Raw genomic sequence first — 23,287 nt, 5'->3', positions numbered from 1 at the left:
CTTTACTTGTAAGGTAGTTCATCGCCTTGATTGAGTATATAAGATTATAAATGAATGTATCTATTATCGATGACCGTCTAAACGGTCATCGAAGAATTCCGGCTACTTTTATTGAGAGTGGTGCCTTATATCTACCTGTCACCACCCCCTAAAAATCTAAATTAAGTTAAATCGCCTCTTCGTCCTGCTCGCCGGTACGGATACGCACAACACGCGCCACGTCGAATACAAATATTTTACCATCACCGATTTTCCCGGTCTGTGCCGTCTGCATAATGGTTTCAACACAGGTATCGACAATATCATCTGGCACGACAATTTCTATTTTCACTTTTGGCAGAAAATCCACCATATATTCCGCACCGCGATACAGCTCAGTGTGTCCTTTCTGACGTCCAAAACCTTTCACCTCGGTTACCGTCATTCCGGTGATACCCACTTCTGCCAGAGCTTCACGCACATCATCCAGCTTGAAAGGTTTGATAATTGCATCAATCTTTTTCATGAAGTTTTCCTGTTGTTACCAGTTTTTACGGCCGAAACCAGAGGTAATCGGGTAGCGTCTGTCTTTACCAAAATTGCGTGGTGTAATACGTGGCCCCACCGGCGCCTGACGACGTTTATATTCGTTGATATCAACCAAACGAACAACTTTACGCACAATCTGTTCATCAAACCCCGCAGCCACCAGCTCATCAACCGACTTATCCTGTTCCACATAACTTTCCAGAATATCATCCAAAATGTCATAAGGCGGTAAACTGTCCTGATCAAGCTGCCCAGGCGCCAATTCTGCCGATGGCGGACGATCAATCACTCTTTGAGGTATCGCCGGCGAAACGGTATTACGATATTTTGCTAATTCAAATACCAATGTTTTCGGTACATCTTTCAGCGCATTAAAACCACCCGCCATATCACCATATAATGTGGAATATCCCACCGCTGATTCACTCTTATTACTGGTCGTCAGCACGAGACGATGGCGTTTATTAGACATCGCCATCAGAATAACGGCACGGCAACGCGCCTGTAAATTCTCTTCGGTGGTATCTTTGGCCGTACCCGCAAACAGAGGTTCAAATTGTGCCATAAATGCATCAAACATCGGTTCGATCGACACCACATTAAACTCAACACCCAATATCTCAGCTTGTTCTTTAGCATCTTCTATACTCATTTCAGATGTATAGCGGAATGGCATCATAACAGCCTGAACATGATCTTTACCCAATGCATCAACAGCGATTGCCAGCGTTAAACCAGAGTCAATTCCCCCAGATAAGCCTAATAACACGCCTTGAAAGCCATTTTTGCGAACGTAATCATGCACTGAAAGGACTAATGCCTGATATACCTGCTGCAATGGCGGTAATTCAGGCGCCGGATTAACCATAGGTTCAATCGTTAATTCATTAAAGCGGCATTGCTGGATCTGTTCATTAAATGCGGCTAACCGATGAGTCACTTCACCATTTGCATTAAAAACTTTAGAACAGCCATCGAAAATCAGCTCATCCTGACCACCAACTTGATTAAGATAAATCATGGGTAGATCTGTACGTTGGCAATGTTCTCTAATCAGTTCATAACGAATATAAGGTTTTTCACGATTATATGGAGAAGCGTTGATAGAAAGAATTAAGTTTGCACCGGCCTGTTTCAAGGCATCAATCGGTTCATCAAACCATAAATCTTCACAAATCAATAAGCCGAGATTGTAGCCCTTAAATGGCACAACACAGCTTTGATCGCCCGCGTTAAAATAGCGTTTTTCATCAAAAACACCATAATTTGGTAACCGTTGTTTGAAATAACGGGCCAAAACTTTCCCTTGCCAGAATAAGGAAAGTGCGTTGTAAATCTCTCCGTCCTGTTCCCAAGGATGACCAACTAAAATAGCAGTTTGGCAACTGGCAGCTTGTAAACGTGCCAATTGCTCACGGCAACGCTGATGAAAATCAGCCCGGAATAATAGATCTTCTGGAGAATAACCGGATATCGCCAGTTCAGAAAACATTACCAAATCAGCACTTTGTTGCTGTTGTTCCTGTACTGTCTGCAACATACGTTCACAGTTGCCTTCAATGTCGCCAATCATCCAATTAAGCTGTGCAAGGGCAATATTAAGAGTACGGCTCATATAATTTGGCTCTCCCAAGCCACCAATATTTATATCAGTGTAAAAACTTCCTGAGCAGCAGAAAAGTTATTCTTTAAAATCATTCGCATCCAATTCATGGCGCGCCAGTAATTTGTAGAATTCAGTCCGGTTACGCCCCGCCATACGCGCCGCATGAGTCACATTCCCTTTGGTCATTTGCAGCAATTTACGCAGATAATTCAGTTCAAACTGATTTCTGGCTTCTACAAAAGTGGGCAACGCTGTATTTTCCCCTTCCAGCGCCTGCATAACTAAGGCTTCACTAATAACCGGCGCAGTAGTTAGCGCAACACACTGTTCGATCACATTAACAAGCTGACGCACATTGCCAGGCCAACTTGCCGCCATCAGACATTTCATTGCATCAACGGAGAAACTACGAACAAAAGGTTTATGCCGTTTCGCTGATTCACGCAACAGATGATTCGCCAATAAAGGAATATCTTCAACCCGACCATTCAAAGCTGGAATTTTCAAGTTCACAACATTTAGGCGGTAATAGAGATCTTCGCGAAATTCATTTTTTGCCATTGCCTTCGGTAAATCACGGTGCGTCGCGGAGATAATCCGTACATCAATATCCAGATCACGATTACTTCCGAGCGGGCGTATCTTACGTTCCTGCAATACCCGCAATAATTTAACCTGCAAAGCCAGCGGCATATCACCGATTTCATCAAGAAACAGTGTTCCTCCCTGCGCAGTAAGGAATAGCCCTTCACGGCTACTGACCGCACCGGTAAATGCGCCTTTAGCATGACCAAACAGTTCTGACTCAAGGAGTTGTTCTGGCAAAGCGCCACAATTAATCGCGATAAATGGTTTTTTCGCTCGCGGACTGGCGCGGTGAATTGCCAGGGCTAACACTTCCTTCCCGGTGCCACTCTGACCGTTTATCAGTACACTGACATCGGATTGAGCGACCATTCGCGCCTGCTCCAACAAGCGCAACATAACAGGACTGCGGGTAACTATCTGCTCCCGCCACTGCTCATCACTAGCGGGCGTGGACAACGCCAATGCGCCATCAATCGCTTTATAAAGCGCATCCCGATCAACCGGTTTAGTCAGAAAACTGAAGACCCCCTGTTGAGTGGCCGCCACTGCCTCTGGAATTGAACCATGAGCTGTCAGAATAATAACCGGCATGCCCGGTTGTTGCTTCTGGATTTCAGCGAACAGTGCCATACCATCCATTTCATCCATACGCAGATCACTGATCACCAAATCAACTTTTTCTTTAGTTAACAGTCTCAACGCTTCACCGCCACTTTCTGCGGTTGTGACACGAAAGCCTTCACTGGTAAGACGCATTCCCAACAATTTCAACAAACCAGGATCGTCATCAACCAGAAGAAGATGGGCTGGCTTACGCGCTGTCATGGTGCGGCTCCTTTATCTGATTCAGAGGTATTGTTTGGCGTACTGTTTTTGCTAGGTAATGTCGTCGCTGGCGTTTCAGCATGTTTATCCGAATTACCTGATCCAGCACTCCCCTGATTTTGCTTACGGGAAGAGAGCTGACGCTCAATATCTGTCAGGTTTTCCAGTTTACGAGAAGTTTCTTGTAGCTCAAATTCCAACCGTGCGCGACTTTCTCGCAGACGATCAAGTTTATTATCCGTATCGGCCTGTAATTTTTGGAATCTTGCCCGCTCCTCAGCCACTGCAATTTGCTGAACCTGCTGTTCGCGCCATAACTGTAATAACGGTCGCAACGAGTCTGGGAATTTCAACCTGTATTTGTTGAAATTTTCAACCATTTTCCGACGTTCAGACAACGTAGGCCCGGCACTATTAAGTAAAATACTTTGTTTAAAAGCCATATCCCAAGTGACCGGAAGAGTGTATTTCGCCATATTACGCGCTTTAGCTGATGTCAGGCGATCTGAACAGCCCATCAATCTCAGCCAGTAAAGCACATTCTCAATCGATGGCGGCGTCTCTAAATCCCACATTAACTCACATTCTACAATACGGTAATCCGTTACCCGTTGCTCTGGTATTACCATTTGCGTCACTGCCGTTAAATTATTATTAACCGGATTTTTGACGCAACCCGCCAATAAAAAAACGATGAAGATCAGCAAAATCATGCTAAAACCCCAAATTGAAACTCGTGGTAATAACAATCTGGCAACCAACACGTTTTTCCCAGGTTGTACCGCAATATTCTGCCGATCCGTCTTTTGTACAAAACGGTAAGTAGACCTGTTATGCATTATTTATTCATTCTCAGCAGTTAATGGCAATTTAATACGAAAACAGACGTCAGCAAATTCGCTCTGAATCAATATCAGTTCGCCCCCCATACGCTTAATACAATCCTGAGCAATACTTAACCCAAGACCGCTGCCTTTCACTGCACCTTTGCGCTGGAGCGTTCCCTGATAGAACGGTTCAAAAATCATACTACGTTCTGATTCAGGAATGGGCGTGCCGGTATTAGCAACATTAATTTGAACATATTTGCCAATCTGACGACTTGAAACCCAGATGTTACCGGATTCGGCGCCATAGTGCACCGCATTAGAGTAGAGATTATCAATAACCCGCATTAATAGCGTAGGCTCTGCCCATAAAATATCAGCATCAAGCTGAATTTCCGTCTGAATATTCTTCGATCTCGCGGGTAAACTGTGTGATAAAACCACTTCATTAACAATTTCCCGCAGAGAAACCTGCTGTTGCTCCGTCGGGCCATCTGCCAGCTTACGGTTATAATCCAGTAATTGCTCGATCAATTGTTGTAAATGTTTACTACTATTATCAAGAATAGCAACCACTTCTTGCTGATCAGCCGTTAATGGCCCTGCCACTTCATCAGCCAGTAGTTCTGTCCCTTCCCGCATACTTGCCAGCGGGGTTTTCAGTTCATGAGAAATATGACGTAAAAACTCATGGCGTTGTGATTCTAACCAAGCCAGGCGTTCACTGAGCCAGACAATCCGTTGTGCCAGAGAACGGAGTTCTCGCGGCCCCTGAAAAGAATCTATGCGAACGCCTAATGATTGCCCTTCTCCCAATCGGTTAATCATGCGTTCAATCCCTTTAACCGGCCCGATAATCATGCGAGTAAATAACGCGACCAATAACGCACTCAGTAGAAATAAAATAAGACTCTGCCAGCCAAAAAATTGTCCTTTTTCAGCAATATCTCTCTGTAGCTGTTCTCCTCGGCTGAAAATAATATCACGGGTAGTCTGTACCATTTGACTATTAGCATTGGAGAATTGCTCAAGTAATTGAGCGGCAGGTTGGGTAGGTTCGCTATTGAAGCAACTGATTTTTGTCAATTGCGATAATAAGCTGTTAAGCGTCTTAATATGCTGTTGATCATCAAGTATCGCCATCTGATCTTTCAGCATCTTAAAGTATTGCTGATATTGCCTTTGGTAGAGGTTTTCCAGCGTCTTATCCCCTAACACACAATATTGGCGATAACTGCGCTCCATCTCCAATGCAATACCTGTCATAGCCTCACTGCGGCGGGCATCCGCTAGCGTGGTACGATTTATATCAGCCGCTTGCTCACTGAGTTGATCAAGACTCTGGTAAGCCTGATAAGCCAGAACCAACAACGGCAATAACACCAGCCAGAAGGCCATGACAACTAATTGGCGCAATGAGCGCGGAAATAAACGCCATTTTTTCAAGGAAATCATCTCGTAACCTGTCAGTACACCAATGCTAACCGACAAAGGGCGAATAGAAAAACCCATCGGCTGATAAATTCTGCTGTGACTGAAAATCAGTGTAAGACGCAAACAGTACAAAGGGGCAGGTAAACACCTGAGCGATGACGGCGGGATAATAGTTTTCGCTACTATCCCGCCAGTGAGGATAACGCATGCCCGCTGTTTATCTGCAACAGTCAGACATAGGTTGGTGCCTCACTCCACGTGTCGCCCGATGTTTGATAAGGCCCGAAAGCGATATCACTGAGTTGGACGGTAGGCACCTTACTTTGGCATCATTCGATGGTTTATGTGGCATCTCTCCACCTAATGTGGGCCGACATAAGAAGTTGAATGAGCAACTGTGCCAGCTTAATGCAGATTCCATGCCAACATTAAAAAAATAATCATAACCAACTGTTTTTACTTTAGAAAAAATTAAATGTTACGTTTCAGCAACTAAACAGCTTCTTTTCCGATATGAGCAAAATTTATTTTCTGTCGCCAATTAAAGACACTCAAAATCATGCAAATAAAAATAGATTAAAATCAAATAATTAAATGTCTCCTTTTTGAGACATTCATAACGCATGTTTGTCGGGTAATTGAGACAATAGAACAATTGGGCATCTAAACGCCTAGGAATTCACCGATACAAAGCTTTCACATTTGAATTACCAGCATTGCTATCATGTCAATGGCCGATATTATTTGCTTCATATCTGGCCTTTATCAGCCAATGATGTACCATCGTAGATAGAAATAAAAAAATTTCTATTCGGGGGAAAATATGTACCAAACCCAAAACAGGGAACCGCCATATATGGTTCAAGATCCCACTCAATTTGAGATATTGCATTATACTAACCAACTAGGTTAATATCCGCTCATATGGAAAAACGGACCCCACATTGTAAGTTATCAGTGGTCAAAACCTTGATTAAAGCTGGAAAGGTACGTACCACACATGCTGCGCGAGTCGGTGCGAATGAGTTGGGGCTGGAGTTCTCCGATATGTTAGCCGTAGTGATGGCGCTCACTCCAGCAGACTTCTACAAGAGTATGACTACTTACTCTGATCATTCTGTCTGGCAAGATGTGTACCGACCAAGTATACAGGTAGGCGACGTGTACCTGAAACTGACGGTCATTGATGACGTGCTGATCGTGTCCTTCAAAGAGTTATGAATAGGAGCTATGAACATGAAATGCCCTGTTTGCGGTGCAGCGGAACTTATCCATGACACCCGCGATCTGCCCTATACTTACAAGGGCGAAACCACCATCATTTCTGCGGTAACAGGCGACTTTTGCCCTGCCTGCGCCGAATCTATTTTGGATGCTGCGGAATCGGAACGCGTCATGTGCGAAATGCGGACATTCTCGAAGCAAGTCAACGCGGCCATAGTCGATCCTAAGTTCATTGCCAGAGTACGTAAGAAGCTCGCGCTTGATCAGCGGGAAGCTTCTGAAATCTTCGGCGGTGGTATCAATGCTTTCTCGCGCTATGAAAACGGTAAGACCAAGCCATCTCTAGCTTTGGTGAAGTTGCTTAAAGTGTTGGATCGTCACCCCGATTTACTCTCTGAGGTCAGGATGATGTGATTCTTCCCTTTCGCTCTATTAAACTCCAACCCCTTATTAATTAATAGGTCTATCCTCAAGCAACACGACTGGAATCGAAATCGATTTATCTATCAACTTCGCATTCGGCAAAACCAGCACATTTCCATACGCTCAATATAATGAGTCTAGAAAATTTATATAATTATGTTAACCACAGAGTGAAAGACCTTTCTATCTAGATTCATTACCAAATCATCCAAACATAGCCGTTTATACCTCTGGATGGAATGCGAAAACAAATAAAAAATGGCTTCAACTGTGATCTCACGTCAGTTACGAAACAAAGAATCACAATGAAGCCAATCAACACTATCAGCCGGAAAAACCGGTTGACACAATTCACTTACACCGTGGTACTTACCTTAACTACCTACGAGCATTACGGAAAATGCACATCCACGGACTATCTTCGCTCCACTTTATTTGGACACCATGAATCTCTGACAGTATGTTTTTGATATCTCGTAAAAAATATATTCAAACTTAAATTATTAAGAAAAAATACCCCAAAAGAGTCTTAAAAAGACTCAATTTGAGCTTATTTTGTACAAATCCACCCCGCACTGTTGTTTGATTCAACTATTGGAGTTGTAAATTTCATTTTATGCTCTAGCATTATTAGAGACTTCCACTTATGTCGAGTTAAAAGTAATATTCATTATGCAACGATGTAGTCGAGAAAATTTTATTAATTAGGAAAGGGTAAACAGAAATGAAAGTTATTGTTATTGGAGCAAGCGGTACAATAGGAAAAGCAATCTCGGAAGAATTAGAAAAAAATCACGAAGTCATTCGTGCCGGAAGAAATGGCTTAGACGTTGTAGTTGATATCACTTCCGTTGATAGTATTAAAAGCATGTATGAGAGAATTGGCAAAGTTGATGCTGTAGTCAGTGCAACAGGTAGCGCACATTTTGGATCAGTTTCAAAATTAACTCCAGAGTTAAACGAAATAGCAATAAACAGTAAACTCAAAGGCCAAATTAACTTAGTACTGTTGGGGATGGACTATATTAACGATGGCGGAAGTTTTACTTTAACAACTGGAATTATAATGGACGACCCTATCCTACAAGGGGCATCAGCAGCGATGGCAAATGGTGGTGTTAAGGCATTTGTAAAATGTGCAGCAATTGAAATGCCAAGGGGAATTCGTATAAACAGCGTTAGCCCTAATGTCTTACAGGAATCATTGGATAAATACAGTGAGTTTTTCCCAGGTTTTAATGCTGTTCCTGCTAGCCGTGTAGCACTTGCTTTTAGAAAAAGTGTCGACGGAGCTCAAACCGGACAAAACTACGAAGTTTATTAATTTAGAAAAAAATATTAATATATAATCCTAAAAGACTTGTATATTTATATTAGTTAGCTATCAAACAGCTAAATTAAGTTAGTTCGTATTCAAACTGCCTGTACCAGTTATTCCCATCAGGATAGGCAGTAAATATTCTATATTTTACAAAGTATACACTACAATAAAGGTACGTTTATGGCTAAAATATATGAGTTAATCGTTATTGGTGGTGGATTGATTGGCCTTTCCACAGCATATAATGCAACATCCTTTTTTGGGGGACACACTACATTAAACGGAAAAGATGTTCTCGTCCTAGAGCAATCTTCCTTCTTTAATCAATTATCTAGTAGCGCGGAAGCTTCCCGTCAGTTCCGCTTTCAATACGATGATGACTTTATGACCCAAATGGTTATTGATTCTACCCCAGAATGGAAAAGGCTGCAAAAACAAACAGTAACTGAACTTATTTCATATGTTGGCAGCCTTTGGTTTGGAGATCCAACAATCCCAACAACCGAAGGCGGAATTAATTCTACCATTAATACAATGAAAAGAATGGGGATTCCTTATCAATATTTAACCGCAAAAGAAATTGAAGCTTGGTATCAATTTAAAAATATACCCGATAATTATATAGGCTTTTTCCAAGCCAACGGTGGTATTATTAATCTACCTGCAACTTTAAGAACCCTCTATAATGTTTCTCACAATAATGGAGTACATTTTAAAGAATACAATTTAGTAACAAAAATTGAATCAGATGGCTGTAATGAAGTAATTGTAACGACAAATAAAGAAATATATCACGGCAAAAAAATCGTCATGGCCGTTGGTCCATATACCAATAAATTAATCTCGCCTTTGGGTACTATTCTTAATTTAGAAATCTGGGATATGGTTTCTGCATATTTTCGTAAAAAAAATCCAAAAATAAATTATCCAACATGGTTTGCATTCCAGAAACCTAATGCTAAAAATAGTAATTTATATTATGGGTTCCCTGAGGCGCCTTGGAAAAACCCAGGCTACATTAAAGTAGCGCCAGATTATCCATTCAAAATTTATGACAGTCCAGAGCAACGGACACCGCCAACAAAAAGTGATTTTGAAGGTACAAACCAGTGGGTTAAGAACCATATGGAATATCTTGACCCAGAACCCAAATTTACATCTACATGCATGTTAGCAATGCCAAAGGATGACAAACCTTTCTACTTAGATTCGTTACCAGGTCATTCAAATATTGTCGTTTATACTTCTGGATGGGGTGCTAAATTCACGCCATTACTTGGCAAGATATGTGCCCAATTAGCTATTAATGGCCATACATTCTATGACGTAACTCCATTTAAAATCTGATATTAATACGCAAAAAGGAAACCAACATGACTAACTATCGAAAGAAAAAATTGAAAAAATATTTGTGCCAAATAATAAAGCTTCTAAAAACTCAATTGATGAAGCTATGAGCCAAGTTGAAGAACTACATGGAATAAAAATTCCACCCCCTTATATTGCACGAATTAAAGATTGGTCTCAAGATCCTTATGGCGGCGGCTATCATGCCTGGCATGCAGGAATTTATGTTAATGAGGTAATGCCTTATATGCGCCGCCCTATATGCGATGAATCAATTCATATCATTGGTGAAGCTTATTCAAGTCAACAAGGGTGGACAGAAGGGGCATTTTGTGTAACAGAAAATCTTTTACAAGAATGGTTTCATTTAAACAGACCATGCTGGTTAGCTGATGATTATTATTTAGGATGGTAAATACAATGTTTAAAATAGACTGAGTTTCATTTCTTACAGCCTATTTTTACACATATAACCTTAGATATGTTTAAAAACAATCAATTCAGAAGCATGTAAACTCAGATTCGGTTTTTGAGTTAGAAAATGTAGGCAATCAATCCGGTTATCACTTCCAGTAGAAAACTTATTTAGACTATGATGCCTCGTATGTTCCATTTAATGAATATTTTTTGACTAATCAAATACCGTTTCAAAATGAATTGAAATAAATAGATAAATGGCTTCAATTGTGATCTCACGTCAGTTACGAAACAAAGAATCACAATGAAGCCAATGAACACTATCAGCCGGAAAAACCGGCTGACACAATTTACTTACACCGCGGTACTTATCCTAACTGCTTACGAGCATTACGGAAAAGTCGCATCCACGGGCCATCTTCGCTCCACTCATTCGGATGCCAGGAGTTATTTACCGTGCGGGATACCCTTTCTGGATGCGGCATCATCACAGTTGCCCGACCATCAAGGCTGGTAACTGCGGTAATGCCATTCACTGAACCATTTGGGTTAGCCGGATAGTTTTCCGTAACCTGACCATAGTTATTCACATAACGCAAAGCCACTAACCGGTTGCTTTCAAGCATCTCAAGATGCTGTCTATCACGGAATTCCACTTGCCCTTCCCCATGAGAAACCGCAATCGGCATACGAGAACCTGCCATATCTTGCAAAAACAGTGACGGGCTGTCAGCCACTTCCACTAAACTGAATCGCGCTTCAAAGCGCTCTGAACGGTTACGTACAAAACGCGGCCAATGTTCAGCGCCTGGGATTAACTCCCGCAAGTTAGACATCATCTGGCAACCATTACAAACACCCAACGACAACGTATCAGACCGTGCAAAGAAAGCGGCAAATTCATCACGAACAAACTCATTGAACAGAATTGATTTCGCCCAGCCTTCACCTGCCCCCAATACGTCACCATATGAGAAACCGCCACAAGCAACCAGTGTCTGGAATTGGCTCAATCCAATACGTCCAGACAACAAATCACTCATATGAACATCAATCGCCTCAAAGCCTGCTCGGTGGAACGCCGCGGCCATTTCAACATGGGAGTTAACGCCCTGTTCACGCAGTACAGCCACTTTCGGCCTTACCTGCTGCAAAATGTAAGGCGCTGCAATATCTTCTGAAATATCAAAGGTCAGTTTTACATTCAGTCCAGGGTCTTGATTATCCTGTTTAGCCTGATGTTCCTGATCTGCACACTCCGGGTTATCGCGCAGACGCTGCATTTGCCATGTGGTTTCTGCCCACCATAAGCGCAAGGTACTGCGATTCTGGCGATATACTTCAGTGTTGCCACTAAAGATAACAAAATCATCACCTGCTTTGGCTTTCCCCAGATAATGTACGCAATCGGCCAGACCCTGTTCTGCCAAAACGTTTTCAACAAATCCTCTATCCGATGCTCGAATCTGAACTACAGCGCCCAACTCTTCTGTAAAGAGCGCAGCCAGAATATCTTCATCAAACACACTGATATCAGCTTCAATACCACAATGCCCGGCAAAAGCCATTTCAGCCAACGTGACCAATAAACCACCATCAGAGCGATCGTGATAAGCCAGTAATTTTTGTTCCGCAATCAGTTGCTGAATCGCATTGAAGAAACCAGCCAATTGCTCAGCACTACGTACATCCGCGGTTTTATTACCCAGTTGACGGTAAACTTGTGCTAATGCGGTACCGCCCAGTGTGTTTTTTCCTTGCCCCAGATCGATTAGTAACAATGCATTATCTTCATCGGTGGAAAGCTCCGGCGTTACTGTACGACGTACATCTTCCACTCTGGCAAAAGCGGTAATCACCAGCGACAAAGGCGCCGTTATCTCACGCTCTTCATCTTGTTCATGCCAGCGGGTTTTCATCGACATGGAATCTTTACCCACCGGAATAGTCAGCCCTAGCGCAGGGCACAACTCCTCACCCACCGCTTTAACCGCCGCATACAAACCGGCATCCTCACCAGGATGACCCGCAGCAGACATCCAGTTCGCTGAAAGTTTAATGCGCTTTAAATCCTGAACATAAGCAGAAGCGATATTGGTCAAAGCTTCACCGACAGCCATACGGGCAGAAGCAGCAAAATCCAACAAAGCGACCGGCGCACGTTCCCCCATAGACATCGCTTCGCCATAGTAGCTATCAAGGCTGGCAGTGGTGACAGCGCAGTCCGCAACCGGGATCTGCCACGGACCCACCATTTGATCACGGGAAACCATGCCAGTGACAGAGCGATCGCCTATCGTTATCAGGAAGGTTTTTTCTGCCACCGCCGGCAAATGCATAATGCGCTTAACGGCTTCTGCCAGATCGATATCCCGGCGTTCAAGGCTTTCACCTCCGGCTTTTAATGTACTGACATTACGCAACATTTTTGGCGTTTTACCTAGCAGTACATCCAGAGGCATATCGATTGGCTGATTATCAAAGTGTTCATCATTAAGCAGTAAATGACGTTCTTCTGTTGCCTCGCCGATAATGGCATAAGGCGCACGCTCACGCCGACAAATCTCTTCAAACAGCGGAAGTTGTTCCGGCGCAACCGCCAGTACGTAACGCTCTTGTGATTCGTTACACCAGACTTCCAGCGGACTCATCCCTGGCTCATCATTAAGAATTTTGCGCAGCTCAAACCGTCCACCGCGACCACCGTCACTGACCAGCTCAGGCATGGCATTGGAAAGCCCACCTGCACCAACATCATGAATGAACAGAATCGGGTTGTTTTCACCTAACTGCCAACAGCGATCGATCACTTCCTGACAACGGCGCTCCATTTCCGGGTTATCCCGTTGAACAGAAGCAAAATCCAGATCAGCATCGGATTGCCCCGACGCCATAGAAGATGCAGCCCCACCACCCAATCCAATGTTCATGGACGGGCCACCGAGCACAATCAGTTTTGCGCCAACAGAAATTTCACCCTTTTTGACATGTTCATCTCGGATATTACCGATCCCGCCTGCCAGCATGATGGGCTTGTGATAACCACGTAATTCGCTGCCGTTATGGCTGTTGACTTTTTCTTCATAGGTACGGAAATAACCCAACAACGCCGGACGACCAAATTCATTATTAAATGCCGCGCCCCCTAAAGGGCCTTCCATCATGATATCCAAGGCGCTAACAATGCGTTCCGGTTTACCGAAATCCTCTTCCCACGGCTGTTCAAAACCCGGTATCCGCAGATTAGATACTGAAAATCCCACCAGACCCGCTTTTGGCTTAGCGCCACGGCCGGTCGCCCCTTCGTCGCGAATTTCACCACCAGAACCTGTCGATGCGCCCGGCCAAGGAGAAATCGCAGTCGGGTGATTATGCGTCTCCACTTTCATCAGAATATGGGCCTGCTCCTGATGGTAATCATATGAACCGTTTTCTGCACTGGCAAAGAAACGGCCAACAGAAGATCCCTCCATCACAGCAGCGTTATCTTTATAGGCTGACAGAACATAATCAGGTGTCTGCTCATAGGTGTTTTTAATCATTTTGAACAATGATTTTGGCTGCTCCTGACCATCAATAATCCAGTCAGCATTAAAGATTTTATGGCGGCAATGTTCAGAGTTAGCCTGAGCAAACATATAAAGTTCAACATCTGTTGGATTGCGCCCTAATTTCTGGAAAGCCTCCATCAGATAATCAATTTCATCCGGGGCCAATGCCAATCCAAGCTCCGTATTGGCTTGCTCCAACGCGCTGCGTCCTGCTTGCAGAATATCAATGCGTCTTAACGGAACGGGTTGTTGACGAGAAAACAATTTTTCCGCCTGTTCCAATTGAGTAAAGACCGTTTCCATCATCCGATCATGCAACAGTGATGACAATATTTGCCACTGTGCATCACTCATTTCACCACTTTGGATGTAATAAGCCAAGCCACGCTCCAGACGCACGACCTGGGACAGACCACAATTGTGAGCAATATCGGTTGCTTTGGAAGACCACGGGGAAATCGTTCCTGGACGAGGCGTCACTAACAGTAACGTACCTTGGGGTTCATGTTCAGCCAGCGAAGGTCCATATTTCAGTAACTGTTGTAACTTTGCTGAATCAACATCACTCAAAGGTGCATTAATCTCTGCAAAATGAACATATTCCGCATAAATATCATTGACCGGAAGTTGCTGTTCTTGGCACACAGAAAGGAGTTTAGTGATACGAAATGCAGATAAAGCAGGTGAACCACGTAGAATTTTCATAGTAATCAATTCTCTCATCTTAGAAGCAAAGCTTAATAGATGCCTAAGGGGAAATGAGTGCATTATAGAGGATTGTCACCCATGACGAAACCGTTTGCGTGACGATTATTACCGCCAATTGTCCTTTGTCCAAGTCATGTAAATAGTATCAATTAGGTTGCACAGCCGGTTTTTGTTCCGCAAAATGCTCAGTCACTGGAAATTTAACCATAATAAAATAGCGCGTTTCCGCATAGCACCACACCGCGTTACACCGAGATAACATATTGAATAATATAAAAATAAATTATTTCGTTATCATTGTTATCGCTCTTTTTTCTGCCGCCATCATCAGTCTGAACATCAGTTGGCCGAATAAACAGCAGGAGCAGATTAACAGGATCATGACCAGAGGAGAGCTACGGATCAGCACCATTAGCTCACCTCTGATCCACCTTACCAGTAAGAAAGAACCAAATGGATTCGATTACGAACTGGCACAACGCTTTGCTGATTATCTTGGCGTCAAATTGGAAATCAAATTCAGAAAAAATATCAATCAGTTATTCGACGACCTAGAAAATGGCGACGCTGATTTTCTGGCCGCCGGCTTGACCTATCATCAAGAAAGGCTGGCTCAAACCCGCGCAGGTCCGGCTTACTATTCTGTATCCCAACAACTGATTTATCGCAAAGGAACTCCACGCCCTCGCTCTTTTAAAGAGTTAAAAGGTAAACTGCTGGTCGCTTCCGGTTCTGCTCATGCCAGCACATTGAAAAAGCTAAAGACAGATAATTTCCCTGAGCTTGAATGGGAGGAAACACAACAATATAACACTCGCGAACTACTGGAACAGGTATCAGAAGGTAAACTGGATTATACGTTAGGTGACTCGATTAATGTCGCGTTACAACAACGTACTCACCCTAATCTGGCCGTCGCTTTTGATGTGAGCGAAGATAACCCGCTGACATGGTATTTAAAACGCATTGACGACTACAGCCTTTACGCTGCCATGCTGGATTTTTTTAGCCAGCTAACGGAAAAAAATGTCATGCCCCGATTGGAGGAGAAATATTTTGGTCACGTCCACTCATTTGACTATTTCGATACACTCTCTTTTCTCAGCGCCATTGATAATATCCTGCCCATCTATCGGCCACTATTTGAAAAATATTCCGGTGATATCAGTTGGCAATTACTCGCTGCCATTGCCTGGCAAGAGTCACATTGGGACCCACTGGCAACCTCACCCACGGGTGTGCGTGGCCTGATGATGTTAACCAGCCAGACCGCTAAAGGGTTAGGCGTCGTTGATCGCCTTGATCCAGAGGAGAGTATTAAGGGCGGCGCAATCTATCTGCAAAATCTAATGAAACGATTACCTGAAAATATTCCTAAAGATGAGCGTATCTGGTTTGCACTGGCTGCTTACAATATGGGTTATGGACATATGTTAGATGCCCGTAAACTGACGGCATCACAAAAAGGAAATCCTGATAGCTGGCTTGATGTCAAAAAACGGCTCCCGCTATTAAGTCAGAAAAAATATTATACAAATACCGCCTATGGTTATGCCCGTGGACATGAAGCATATCGCTATATTGAAAATATTCGCCGTTATCAGCTTAGTTTAGTCGGATATTTACAAGCCAAAGAAAATCGAAAAAAACTAATTTCCCAAGAAAACCAACCAAAATAAAAGTAAACAAATATAAGGCCCTAAGCAGTCAATTACAGCCATTATATATCCTCAGTTATATTATGTTTGACAACTAATCCAACTAACCATACTAAATTCGTCAAGACACTATCTCTCCCAAAGGATAAATCATGATTAATTTAGATATTAACGAACAAAACAAAATTATGGTTGTCAGCAGCCATGTATTTAGTCCGACGACTGCGAATGGTCGTGCTTTTACAGAGTTAATCGAAGCATTAAAAAAGAACAATTTCGCTGTTATCCTGGCTGCTACATTCCAAGATGGCATAGCCACAGTTTCTTCTGATTCTTCACTATGCTGTATTTTTGTTGATTGGACTTCAGGAGATAATAACTACGAATCTCATAAACAAGTCTTAGAATTACTGAAAGAAATACGCAAACACAATACAACCATTCCGGTATTGTTGACCGCGGAATATTCCAGCATCGACACGCTGACACTTGAAGTCATGGGATTGGCAGATGAATTTGTCTGGATGCTTGAAGATACGGCTGGATTTATCGCTTCTCGCGCCGGTTCGCTAATTAAGAAATATCACGCTCAATTATTACCTCCTTTCACTCGTGCATTACTGCAATATACCCAAGAATCACCAGAATATTCCTGGACTGCCCCCGGACATCAAGGCGGTGTCGCACTGACTAAGACGGCGGCAGGAAGAGAATTAATTAATTTCTTTGGGGAAAATCTATTCCGAAGTGATATTGGAATAGAAAGAAAAATACTTGGCTCACTGCTAGATCATACCGGTGCTATTAAAGAGTCAGAAGAATATGCCGCAACGATTTTTGGCGCCCATCAAAGCTATTGCGTTCTTAACGGTACTTCGGGTTCTAACCGTATTATCATGGGCGCCATTATTGGTGAGAAAGAGATTGTTATATGCGATCGCAATTGCCATAAATCTATTGGACAAGGTTTAATCATGACCGGAGCTTTGCCCGTATATCTTATTCCCCAACGCAACCGCTATGGTATTATTGGTCCCATTCCCAGAGATCAATTTCAACCAGAATATATCCAACAACTCATTAATAAACACCCACTAAAAGAGTGCGCAGTAGACAATAAGCCTGTTTATGCGGTCATCACCAACTGTACTTACGATGGAATATGTTATCACGCAGAACAAGCACAAGATTTACTCGCAAAAAGTGTTGATCAAATTCACTTTGATGAAGCTTGGTTTGCTTATGCTCGTTTTAATCCTATGTATAAACATCGTTACTCAATGCGTGATGACCCAAATGATTTTGACAATAATAGCCCGACAATATTTGCCACTCAATCCACGCATAAGATGTTGGCGGCGCTATCACAATCATCGTATATCCATATCCGCAATGGTAAAAAACCCGTTGAACATTCCCGTTTCAACGAGTCTTATATGATGCACGCCACAACTTCACCGCTATATTCGCTTATCGCCACTAATGAAATTGCAGCGGCCATGATGGATGGTCCGCAGGGGCAAAGATTGATACAAAACGCTATCAATGAAGCCGTAGACTTCCGTCTGACATTAGCAAAAATCCATCATCAATTTAAACAAAAAGATGATTGGTTCTTCTTACCCTGGAATGCCAGAGAAATTATCAACGCAGACAGCGGTAAATTAATTCCCTTCCATGAAGCAAACAGAGAACAATTGGCAACGGACCCTTCTTGTTGGGTATTAAAAGAGGGAGAAAAATGGCATGGGTTTACCAATCTATCAGAAGAATGGTGCCTGCTAGATCCAACGAAAGTTGGTATTTTATGCCCAGGAATGAATGACAATGATGAATTGCTGGAAAATGGCATTCCAGCCGAAATTCTTTCCGCTTATCTCAGTCAGCATGATATTGTGCCAGCACGTACCACCGATTTTATTGTTCTTTGCCTGTTCTCTATCGGAGTTACCAAAGGTAAATGGGGAACATTGATCAATGTATTATTGAATTTCAAGAAACACTATGACGCAAATACTTCACTGAAACAATGTTTACCAAAACTCGCGAAGCAATACCCTGAATATTATGAAAATATGGGGCTAAAAGATATTTCGGATAAAATATTTGGGTATATAAAAAAATATGAAATGGATATTGAGCAAAAGAAATCATTTAGCCAACTACCTGAGATAGTTAAACTCCCCCGACAAGCACACCTTGATCATATGGGAGGCCGTACTGAACATTTACCACTTAATGAACTGGCAGGGCGCATATCGGCTGTTAGTGTCATTCCTTATCCACCAGGTATACCAATCATCCTACCGGGAGAACGTTTCGGTGATGAACATGCCCCCCGGTTACAATATATTCGCCAGATAGGTGAATGGAATAACAAGTTCCCAGGCTTTGAAAAAATTCTGGAAGGCGCAGAGATGATAAACGGCGAGTACCATATATGGGTACTAAAAGAGTGAATCAAGAATGCCTATTGATTGTCTTCCTGCTGTTTCCTGGCGGCTTTTAATGCTTTATGTTGTTGCCGACGTTGTTTGAAAAAAGCGCTCAACATCGTCGAACATTCCTCAGCAAGCACGCCGCTGGTAATATCAATTTGATGATTCATGCCAGGATGGCGCAATATATCAACCAAAGAACCTACGGCGCCAGTTTTCATATCACTGGCGCCATAAACCAACCGCTGTATTCGGCTATGTATCATAGCGCCGGCGCACATAATGCAAGGCTCAAGCGTGACGTATAAGGTGGTATTTATTAAACGATAATTGTGTAACTGTTCTCCCCCTTTGCGTAACGCAATAATTTCAGCATGAGCGGTGGGATCATGCGCGATAATAGACTGATTCCAACCTTCCGAGATGATTTTATTATCAGCAACCAATATAGCGCCAACAGGTATTTCCCCCTGTTCCCACGCCTTTATTGCCCGTTCGATGGCCTGCTGCATCCAATATTCATCACTATATATTTCAATCACTGCGGTATCTCATTTGATTACATCAGGGACAATTATAACGATTTATTTTACCTGTTTTCCAGATATATTTTCTTATTAATCCATTGGGAATATATACCCGAGATTGTTTTATATATTTATTGCTGATAAAACACCCAGAAATTAATAACCGAATATATAATACAACCCTATTCTATGACATTCATTACATTTCCTTTAAATGAATAATAATCCGAAAAAAGTTCGGCTTATTATTCATTTTAAAATATAAATTAAAAACCGATTGCAAGATATTGTCCAACTACATAGGCATCAGCAGATAATTTGATTTCATTTCCAAGATAATCGACAGCTTTACCAGCTACCCAAGTCTTAAAACTATTCAATGTTCCGTTGGGTAATGCAGCCATTGGAAGTGCCCACCCACCACCATCTGTCATAAAAACCCTCAAGCAACTATAACAGCAATGAAAAATATAATTAAAGCGAAATCATAAGAATCAGAGATAAAAATCATACATATAAATTTTTTATTTTTCCTGCCACACCTTTTATCTCAACCTCCAATATAAATCTTTCCATATATAAACCATCAAAGATAGTTAGTAGAAACAAAACATTAATACCTTAGGTATATTTTCGATTAAAAATATTGACTATTTATTACTACCAATTACATATAAATAATTAACATCTTAAATTATAAATTAACGGACACTATCTTTACAACAACTCAAGGTATGGTCTATAAATACATAACCTAATTTGAGGAAAGTATATGAGTCTCAAAAATGATTTTAAGGATTTTTCTACTAGCAATAATGCTAATGTAGTAAATCAAGAAAAATACGAAAAAATCCTGAGTTTGTATTCCGGGTTTCTACCAGATAATGTCCCCACTTATTTATTAAATAAGCTATTACGTCGATCGTCAACAATAGTCTCTGTTTTGGCTAATTTCATCACGACACAATCTGGTGATCGTGTTCTCGATAATGGCGATATCACTAAACTCAACACTCAATTAAATAGAGAGTTAAAACAAAAAATCATAACTAAAATTCCCAATTACGCATTGGAAAAATCAAAAAATATTGCAGATATTCCTAATAAAAATGTACTTGTGAAAAACCGAAGCTTATTGGAAAAGTTAATTCCGGTAGGTGTATCACCGCCTTAGTCTACTGGCATACCACAGAATGGTGAGTGAAATATAATGGAGCGATCTTCGACAAAACTTTATATCCAAAATTAGCGGAAGTTTATCTTAGTGGCGGATGACCGATATAGGGGCATCAAAGCCACATAACCTAGCGTTTAACTATATGATGAGGGCAGCATAATGAGCACGTTGGTACTTGACGAAATCCCGGTAGGAATACCACTTCCTTGGCCGACTGACATACCACCAAGTGGGTGGGTGAAATGCAATGGAGCAATCTTTGATCAAACTTTATATCCAAAATTAGCGCAAGCTTATCCTACCGGTAGATTACCCGATTTACGGGGTGAATTTATCCGGGGCTGGGATGATGGGCGTGGAGTGGATATTGGTCGATATCTATTATCCTGGCAACTAGCAGATATTGCTCCACATAGTCACAGGGTTGTTCGGATGTGGTCCAACTCAAATGGTGGAACCGACGGAGTGGGTGCAGCAGGCCGTATTCTCAATAGTATCTACCAGAACGTTAACTACGGCATTGATCCTCGTGGAATAGGCATCGCTATCGGAATGGGATCTGGTGGTTACGGTTATATGGATAATGCGATTGCCGCTTCAACGGGAATAGAAACACGTCCACGAAACGTGGCATTTAATTACATTGTGAGGATTGCATGATGAATAAGGCTGTACTGGATAAAAATAATATTGCCATCAGTGCCGGAAGTATCGTTGTATTTAATTACGATGCGATTACGCTGGAATATTTAAACAGTTCTGATGAGTATCTTCCCGTTGGTATCGGCCTTCCCGCCAACTCTTGCACAGACGCGCCACCTGAAACCCAAGAGGGATATATCGCCTGTCGTTTACCTGATTTAACCGGCTGGCAAATGGTGCCAGATTATCGAGGGAAAATAGCTTACAACACCCAAACAGGGGAACAAAAGGAAATCATTGAACCGGGTGAATTACCAAAAACACTGACATTCAAACAACCAAGCACCGATTTTGATAAGTGGGATGGCGAAAAATGGGCAACAGATATTGAAGCTCAAAAAGCCAATCAGATGAAACAAGCAGAACAACAACGTGTCATTCTTCGCCAACAAGCTAATGAAGCTATCATTTTATTACAATATGCTATTGAGACTGAGATGGCCTCAGACGCAGAGAAGGCATTATTACTTGCCTGGAAGAAGTATGTGGTATTACTGAGCCGTGTTGATACCTCAATGGTTTCAGATATTGAGTGGCCACAAATACCAGAATAATACAATTATCAAGACTGGGCATTATTCTATCCCCAATCTTTTTTTCAGTAATAATAATGACTATTTTGACCGGTCGATTTCCTATGCTTTTGGCGTCTCAATCCGGTCAAATATGATTTATAATTAGAATTATGGGCTGCATGGCAGCCCTTTTTTTATTTTATTTTTCAGGAGATAACATCTATATCTATGGAAAAAACATAGAAAAATATAATAACCTAACCAATAGATAAAATAATAATACTTTCGTAGCTGCTATTTTTACACCCTGTATTTTAATAAAACTTGTGAAAACCATTATTAAAATCACCGGAAGAAATAAGATAAAATAATCTTCAGGTATAAAACATAAACATCTTGAATATGCTTTCGATTACAATATGTTAAACAATTTATTGTCATCAGTCATACATAAATAATCAATCGCTTAAGTTATAATATAATCTTATTATCCTCTTTTTGGAGTAGACTATAATTGAAATCAATCTCAAAAAATTACCTATACTATAACTCAACATGCTAATTATAACAGAACATTATTTTATTTAAGGAAAGTGTATATGAGTCCCAAGAATGATTTTAAAGCTTTTTCTATTAATAATAATGCCAACATAGTGAGTCAACAAGAATATGAAAAAAGTCAGAATTTACAAACCGGGTTTCCACCAGAAGATATTACTACTCATGTGTTAAATAAAGCATTACGTCAATCATCAACAATAGCCTCAGCCGTGGCTGATTTTATCGCGACACAATCTGGCGATGATGTTCTGGATGATGGAGATATTGTTAAACTCATCACACAATTAAATAGAGCGTTAGAACAAAAAATTATCACTAAAATTTCCAGCTCCGCCTTAGAGAAAGCAAAAAATGGCGCAGATATTCCTAATAAAAATGCATTTATGAAAAACTTAGGTTTACATGAAGCTGCAAAACGGGAAATAGGAACTGGCGTTAATCAGGTGCCAGATATGTCGTTTTTCAACGCAAATCTAAGTTCTACCGGCTGGCAAAAATTACCTTCGGGTTTAATTGAAATGTGGGGGTTTGTACTAGTTCACGGCTATGGTTCTATGGAGGCCGGGTATTTAAATAATTTCCCAATACCATTTCCGAACGCATGTTTAAATATTGTGTTAGCTAACGGTGGTTATAATCCTCAAGATTCTGGAATATGTTCAGTACACGTAGTAGATCGGAGTCAATTCCGATGTTATAGAAGCCCTACTAATCATCCTACGCCTGTTGGCGCGTATTTTAGGGCGATAGGATATTAATTTAATAAAAATCAACTTGCCATGATCATTTAATTAATATGGCAAAAAATCATGACCGATAAAACCATGCATTCAGCGCATTAAATAAGGAATCACTTTTACAATAATTCAATATATTATCTATAAAGTTTATTACTTAATTTAAGGAGTAT

General features: G+C 41.6%; 20 protein-coding genes. 12 read left to right on the top strand and 8 right to left on the bottom strand.

Annotated features, from left to right (window positions below; translation table 11 throughout):
- Window positions 1-166 precede the first annotated feature (166 nt).
- The 5 genes from glnB to EAE93_RS06190 all read right to left on the bottom strand — a co-directional run bounded on the left by glnB (window position 167) and on the right by EAE93_RS06190 (window position 5,829).
- Window positions 167-505 carry a nitrogen regulatory protein P-II gene (gene glnB / locus EAE93_RS06210; protein ID WP_011147501.1) on the bottom strand — a complete coding sequence of 113 codons (339 nt, stop codon included), beginning with the start codon at window positions 503-505 and terminating at the stop codon, window positions 167-169.
- Window positions 506-520: 15 nt separating this feature from the next.
- Window positions 521-2,143 (bottom strand): NAD+ synthase, encoded by a 1,623-nt coding sequence (locus EAE93_RS06205; protein WP_040149499.1) that lies wholly within the window; start codon window positions 2,141-2,143, stop codon window positions 521-523.
- 66 nt (window positions 2,144-2,209) lie between these two features.
- Window positions 2,210-3,547, bottom strand: a complete 1,338-nt coding sequence (gene glrR, locus EAE93_RS06200; protein WP_036810434.1) for a two-component system response regulator GlrR — start codon at window positions 3,545-3,547, stop codon at window positions 2,210-2,212.
- The gene (gene qseG / locus EAE93_RS06195) at window positions 3,544-4,386 is read right to left on the bottom strand and encodes a two-component system QseEF-associated lipoprotein QseG (RefSeq protein ID WP_040149415.1); all 843 of its coding nucleotides are present in this window, start codon (window positions 4,384-4,386) and stop codon (window positions 3,544-3,546) included. Before qseG ends, glrR begins: the two co-directional genes overlap by 4 nt.
- A 3-nt stretch (window positions 4,387-4,389) precedes the next feature.
- Window positions 4,390-5,829: a sensor histidine kinase gene (locus EAE93_RS06190; protein ID WP_214039342.1), complete on the bottom strand. Its 1,440-nt coding sequence runs from the start codon at window positions 5,827-5,829 to the stop codon at window positions 4,390-4,392.
- Window positions 5,830-6,014: 185 nt separating this feature from the next.
- Between EAE93_RS06190 and EAE93_RS06185 the strand changes: the two genes are divergently transcribed.
- The 6 genes from EAE93_RS06185 to EAE93_RS06160 all read left to right on the top strand — a co-directional run bounded on the left by EAE93_RS06185 (window position 6,015) and on the right by EAE93_RS06160 (window position 10,538).
- Complete coding sequence (locus EAE93_RS06185; RefSeq protein WP_036810443.1) at window positions 6,015-6,248, top strand: hypothetical protein; 234 nt, start codon at window positions 6,015-6,017, stop codon at window positions 6,246-6,248.
- A 484-nt stretch (window positions 6,249-6,732) separates the two neighbouring features.
- A complete protein-coding gene (locus EAE93_RS06180; RefSeq protein WP_110086337.1) occupies window positions 6,733-7,029 on the top strand; it encodes a type II toxin-antitoxin system MqsR family toxin in 297 nt (98 codons plus the stop codon).
- A gap of 15 nt (window positions 7,030-7,044) precedes the next feature.
- Window positions 7,045-7,446, top strand: coding sequence for a type II toxin-antitoxin system MqsA family antitoxin (locus EAE93_RS06175; RefSeq protein ID WP_046397899.1), 402 nt, complete (start codon window positions 7,045-7,047; stop codon window positions 7,444-7,446).
- A gap of 733 nt (window positions 7,447-8,179) precedes the next feature.
- The gene (locus EAE93_RS06170; RefSeq protein ID WP_046397896.1) at window positions 8,180-8,779 is read left to right on the top strand and encodes a short chain dehydrogenase; all 600 of its coding nucleotides are present in this window, start codon (window positions 8,180-8,182) and stop codon (window positions 8,777-8,779) included.
- Window positions 8,780-8,956: 177 nt separating this feature from the next.
- Complete coding sequence (locus EAE93_RS06165) at window positions 8,957-10,123, top strand: FAD-dependent oxidoreductase (RefSeq protein ID WP_110086336.1); 1,167 nt, start codon at window positions 8,957-8,959, stop codon at window positions 10,121-10,123.
- Window positions 10,124-10,187: 64 nt separating this feature from the next.
- A complete protein-coding gene (locus EAE93_RS06160; protein WP_214039302.1) occupies window positions 10,188-10,538 on the top strand; it encodes a hypothetical protein in 351 nt (116 codons plus the stop codon).
- 370 nt (window positions 10,539-10,908) lie between these two features.
- On the opposite strand, the gene purL is transcribed toward EAE93_RS06160, so the two are convergent.
- Window positions 10,909-14,796, bottom strand: coding sequence for a phosphoribosylformylglycinamidine synthase (gene purL, locus EAE93_RS06155; RefSeq protein ID WP_214039301.1), 3,888 nt, complete (start codon window positions 14,794-14,796; stop codon window positions 10,909-10,911).
- Window positions 14,797-15,062: 266 nt separating this feature from the next.
- Between purL and mltF the strand changes: the two genes are divergently transcribed.
- Together mltF and EAE93_RS06145 are read left to right on the top strand one after the other, a co-directional pair.
- Complete coding sequence (gene mltF, locus EAE93_RS06150; RefSeq protein WP_044467032.1) at window positions 15,063-16,478, top strand: membrane-bound lytic murein transglycosylase MltF; 1,416 nt, start codon at window positions 15,063-15,065, stop codon at window positions 16,476-16,478.
- A gap of 131 nt (window positions 16,479-16,609) precedes the next feature.
- A complete protein-coding gene (locus EAE93_RS06145; RefSeq protein WP_214039300.1) occupies window positions 16,610-18,916 on the top strand; it encodes an Orn/Lys/Arg family decarboxylase in 2,307 nt (768 codons plus the stop codon).
- A gap of 11 nt (window positions 18,917-18,927) precedes the next feature.
- Here the strand turns inward: EAE93_RS06145 and tadA are convergent, their stop codons facing one another.
- Together tadA and EAE93_RS06135 are read right to left on the bottom strand one after the other, a co-directional pair.
- A complete protein-coding gene (gene tadA / locus EAE93_RS06140) occupies window positions 18,928-19,437 on the bottom strand; it encodes a tRNA adenosine(34) deaminase TadA (protein ID WP_214039299.1) in 510 nt (169 codons plus the stop codon).
- A 251-nt stretch (window positions 19,438-19,688) separates the two neighbouring features.
- Window positions 19,689-19,856, bottom strand: coding sequence for a hypothetical protein (locus tag EAE93_RS06135; protein WP_214039298.1), 168 nt, complete (start codon window positions 19,854-19,856; stop codon window positions 19,689-19,691).
- A gap of 338 nt (window positions 19,857-20,194) precedes the next feature.
- Between EAE93_RS06135 and EAE93_RS06130 the strand changes: the two genes are divergently transcribed.
- From EAE93_RS06130 to EAE93_RS06115, 4 genes are all read left to right on the top strand, one after another.
- On the top strand, window positions 20,195-20,596 hold the full coding sequence (locus EAE93_RS06130; protein ID WP_214039297.1) for a hypothetical protein: 402 nt from the start codon (window positions 20,195-20,197) through the stop codon (window positions 20,594-20,596).
- Between the two features lie 162 nt (window positions 20,597-20,758).
- A complete protein-coding gene (locus tag EAE93_RS06125) occupies window positions 20,759-21,259 on the top strand; it encodes a phage tail protein (protein WP_110086335.1) in 501 nt (166 codons plus the stop codon).
- Window positions 21,256-21,855, top strand: coding sequence for a tail fiber assembly protein (locus tag EAE93_RS06120; RefSeq protein WP_214039296.1), 600 nt, complete (start codon window positions 21,256-21,258; stop codon window positions 21,853-21,855). Before EAE93_RS06125 ends, EAE93_RS06120 begins: the two co-directional genes overlap by 4 nt.
- A 560-nt stretch (window positions 21,856-22,415) precedes the next feature.
- Window positions 22,416-23,135 carry a gp53-like domain-containing protein gene (locus tag EAE93_RS06115; RefSeq protein WP_110086333.1) on the top strand — a complete coding sequence of 240 codons (720 nt, stop codon included), beginning with the start codon at window positions 22,416-22,418 and terminating at the stop codon, window positions 23,133-23,135.
- Window positions 23,136-23,287: the final 152 nt, after the last annotated feature.

This window comes from Photorhabdus akhurstii, assembly GCF_018448925.1.
Taxonomy (GTDB): Bacteria; Pseudomonadota; Gammaproteobacteria; order Enterobacterales; family Enterobacteriaceae; genus Photorhabdus; species Photorhabdus akhurstii.
This window is presented reverse-complemented; position numbering and strand designations above follow the sequence as displayed.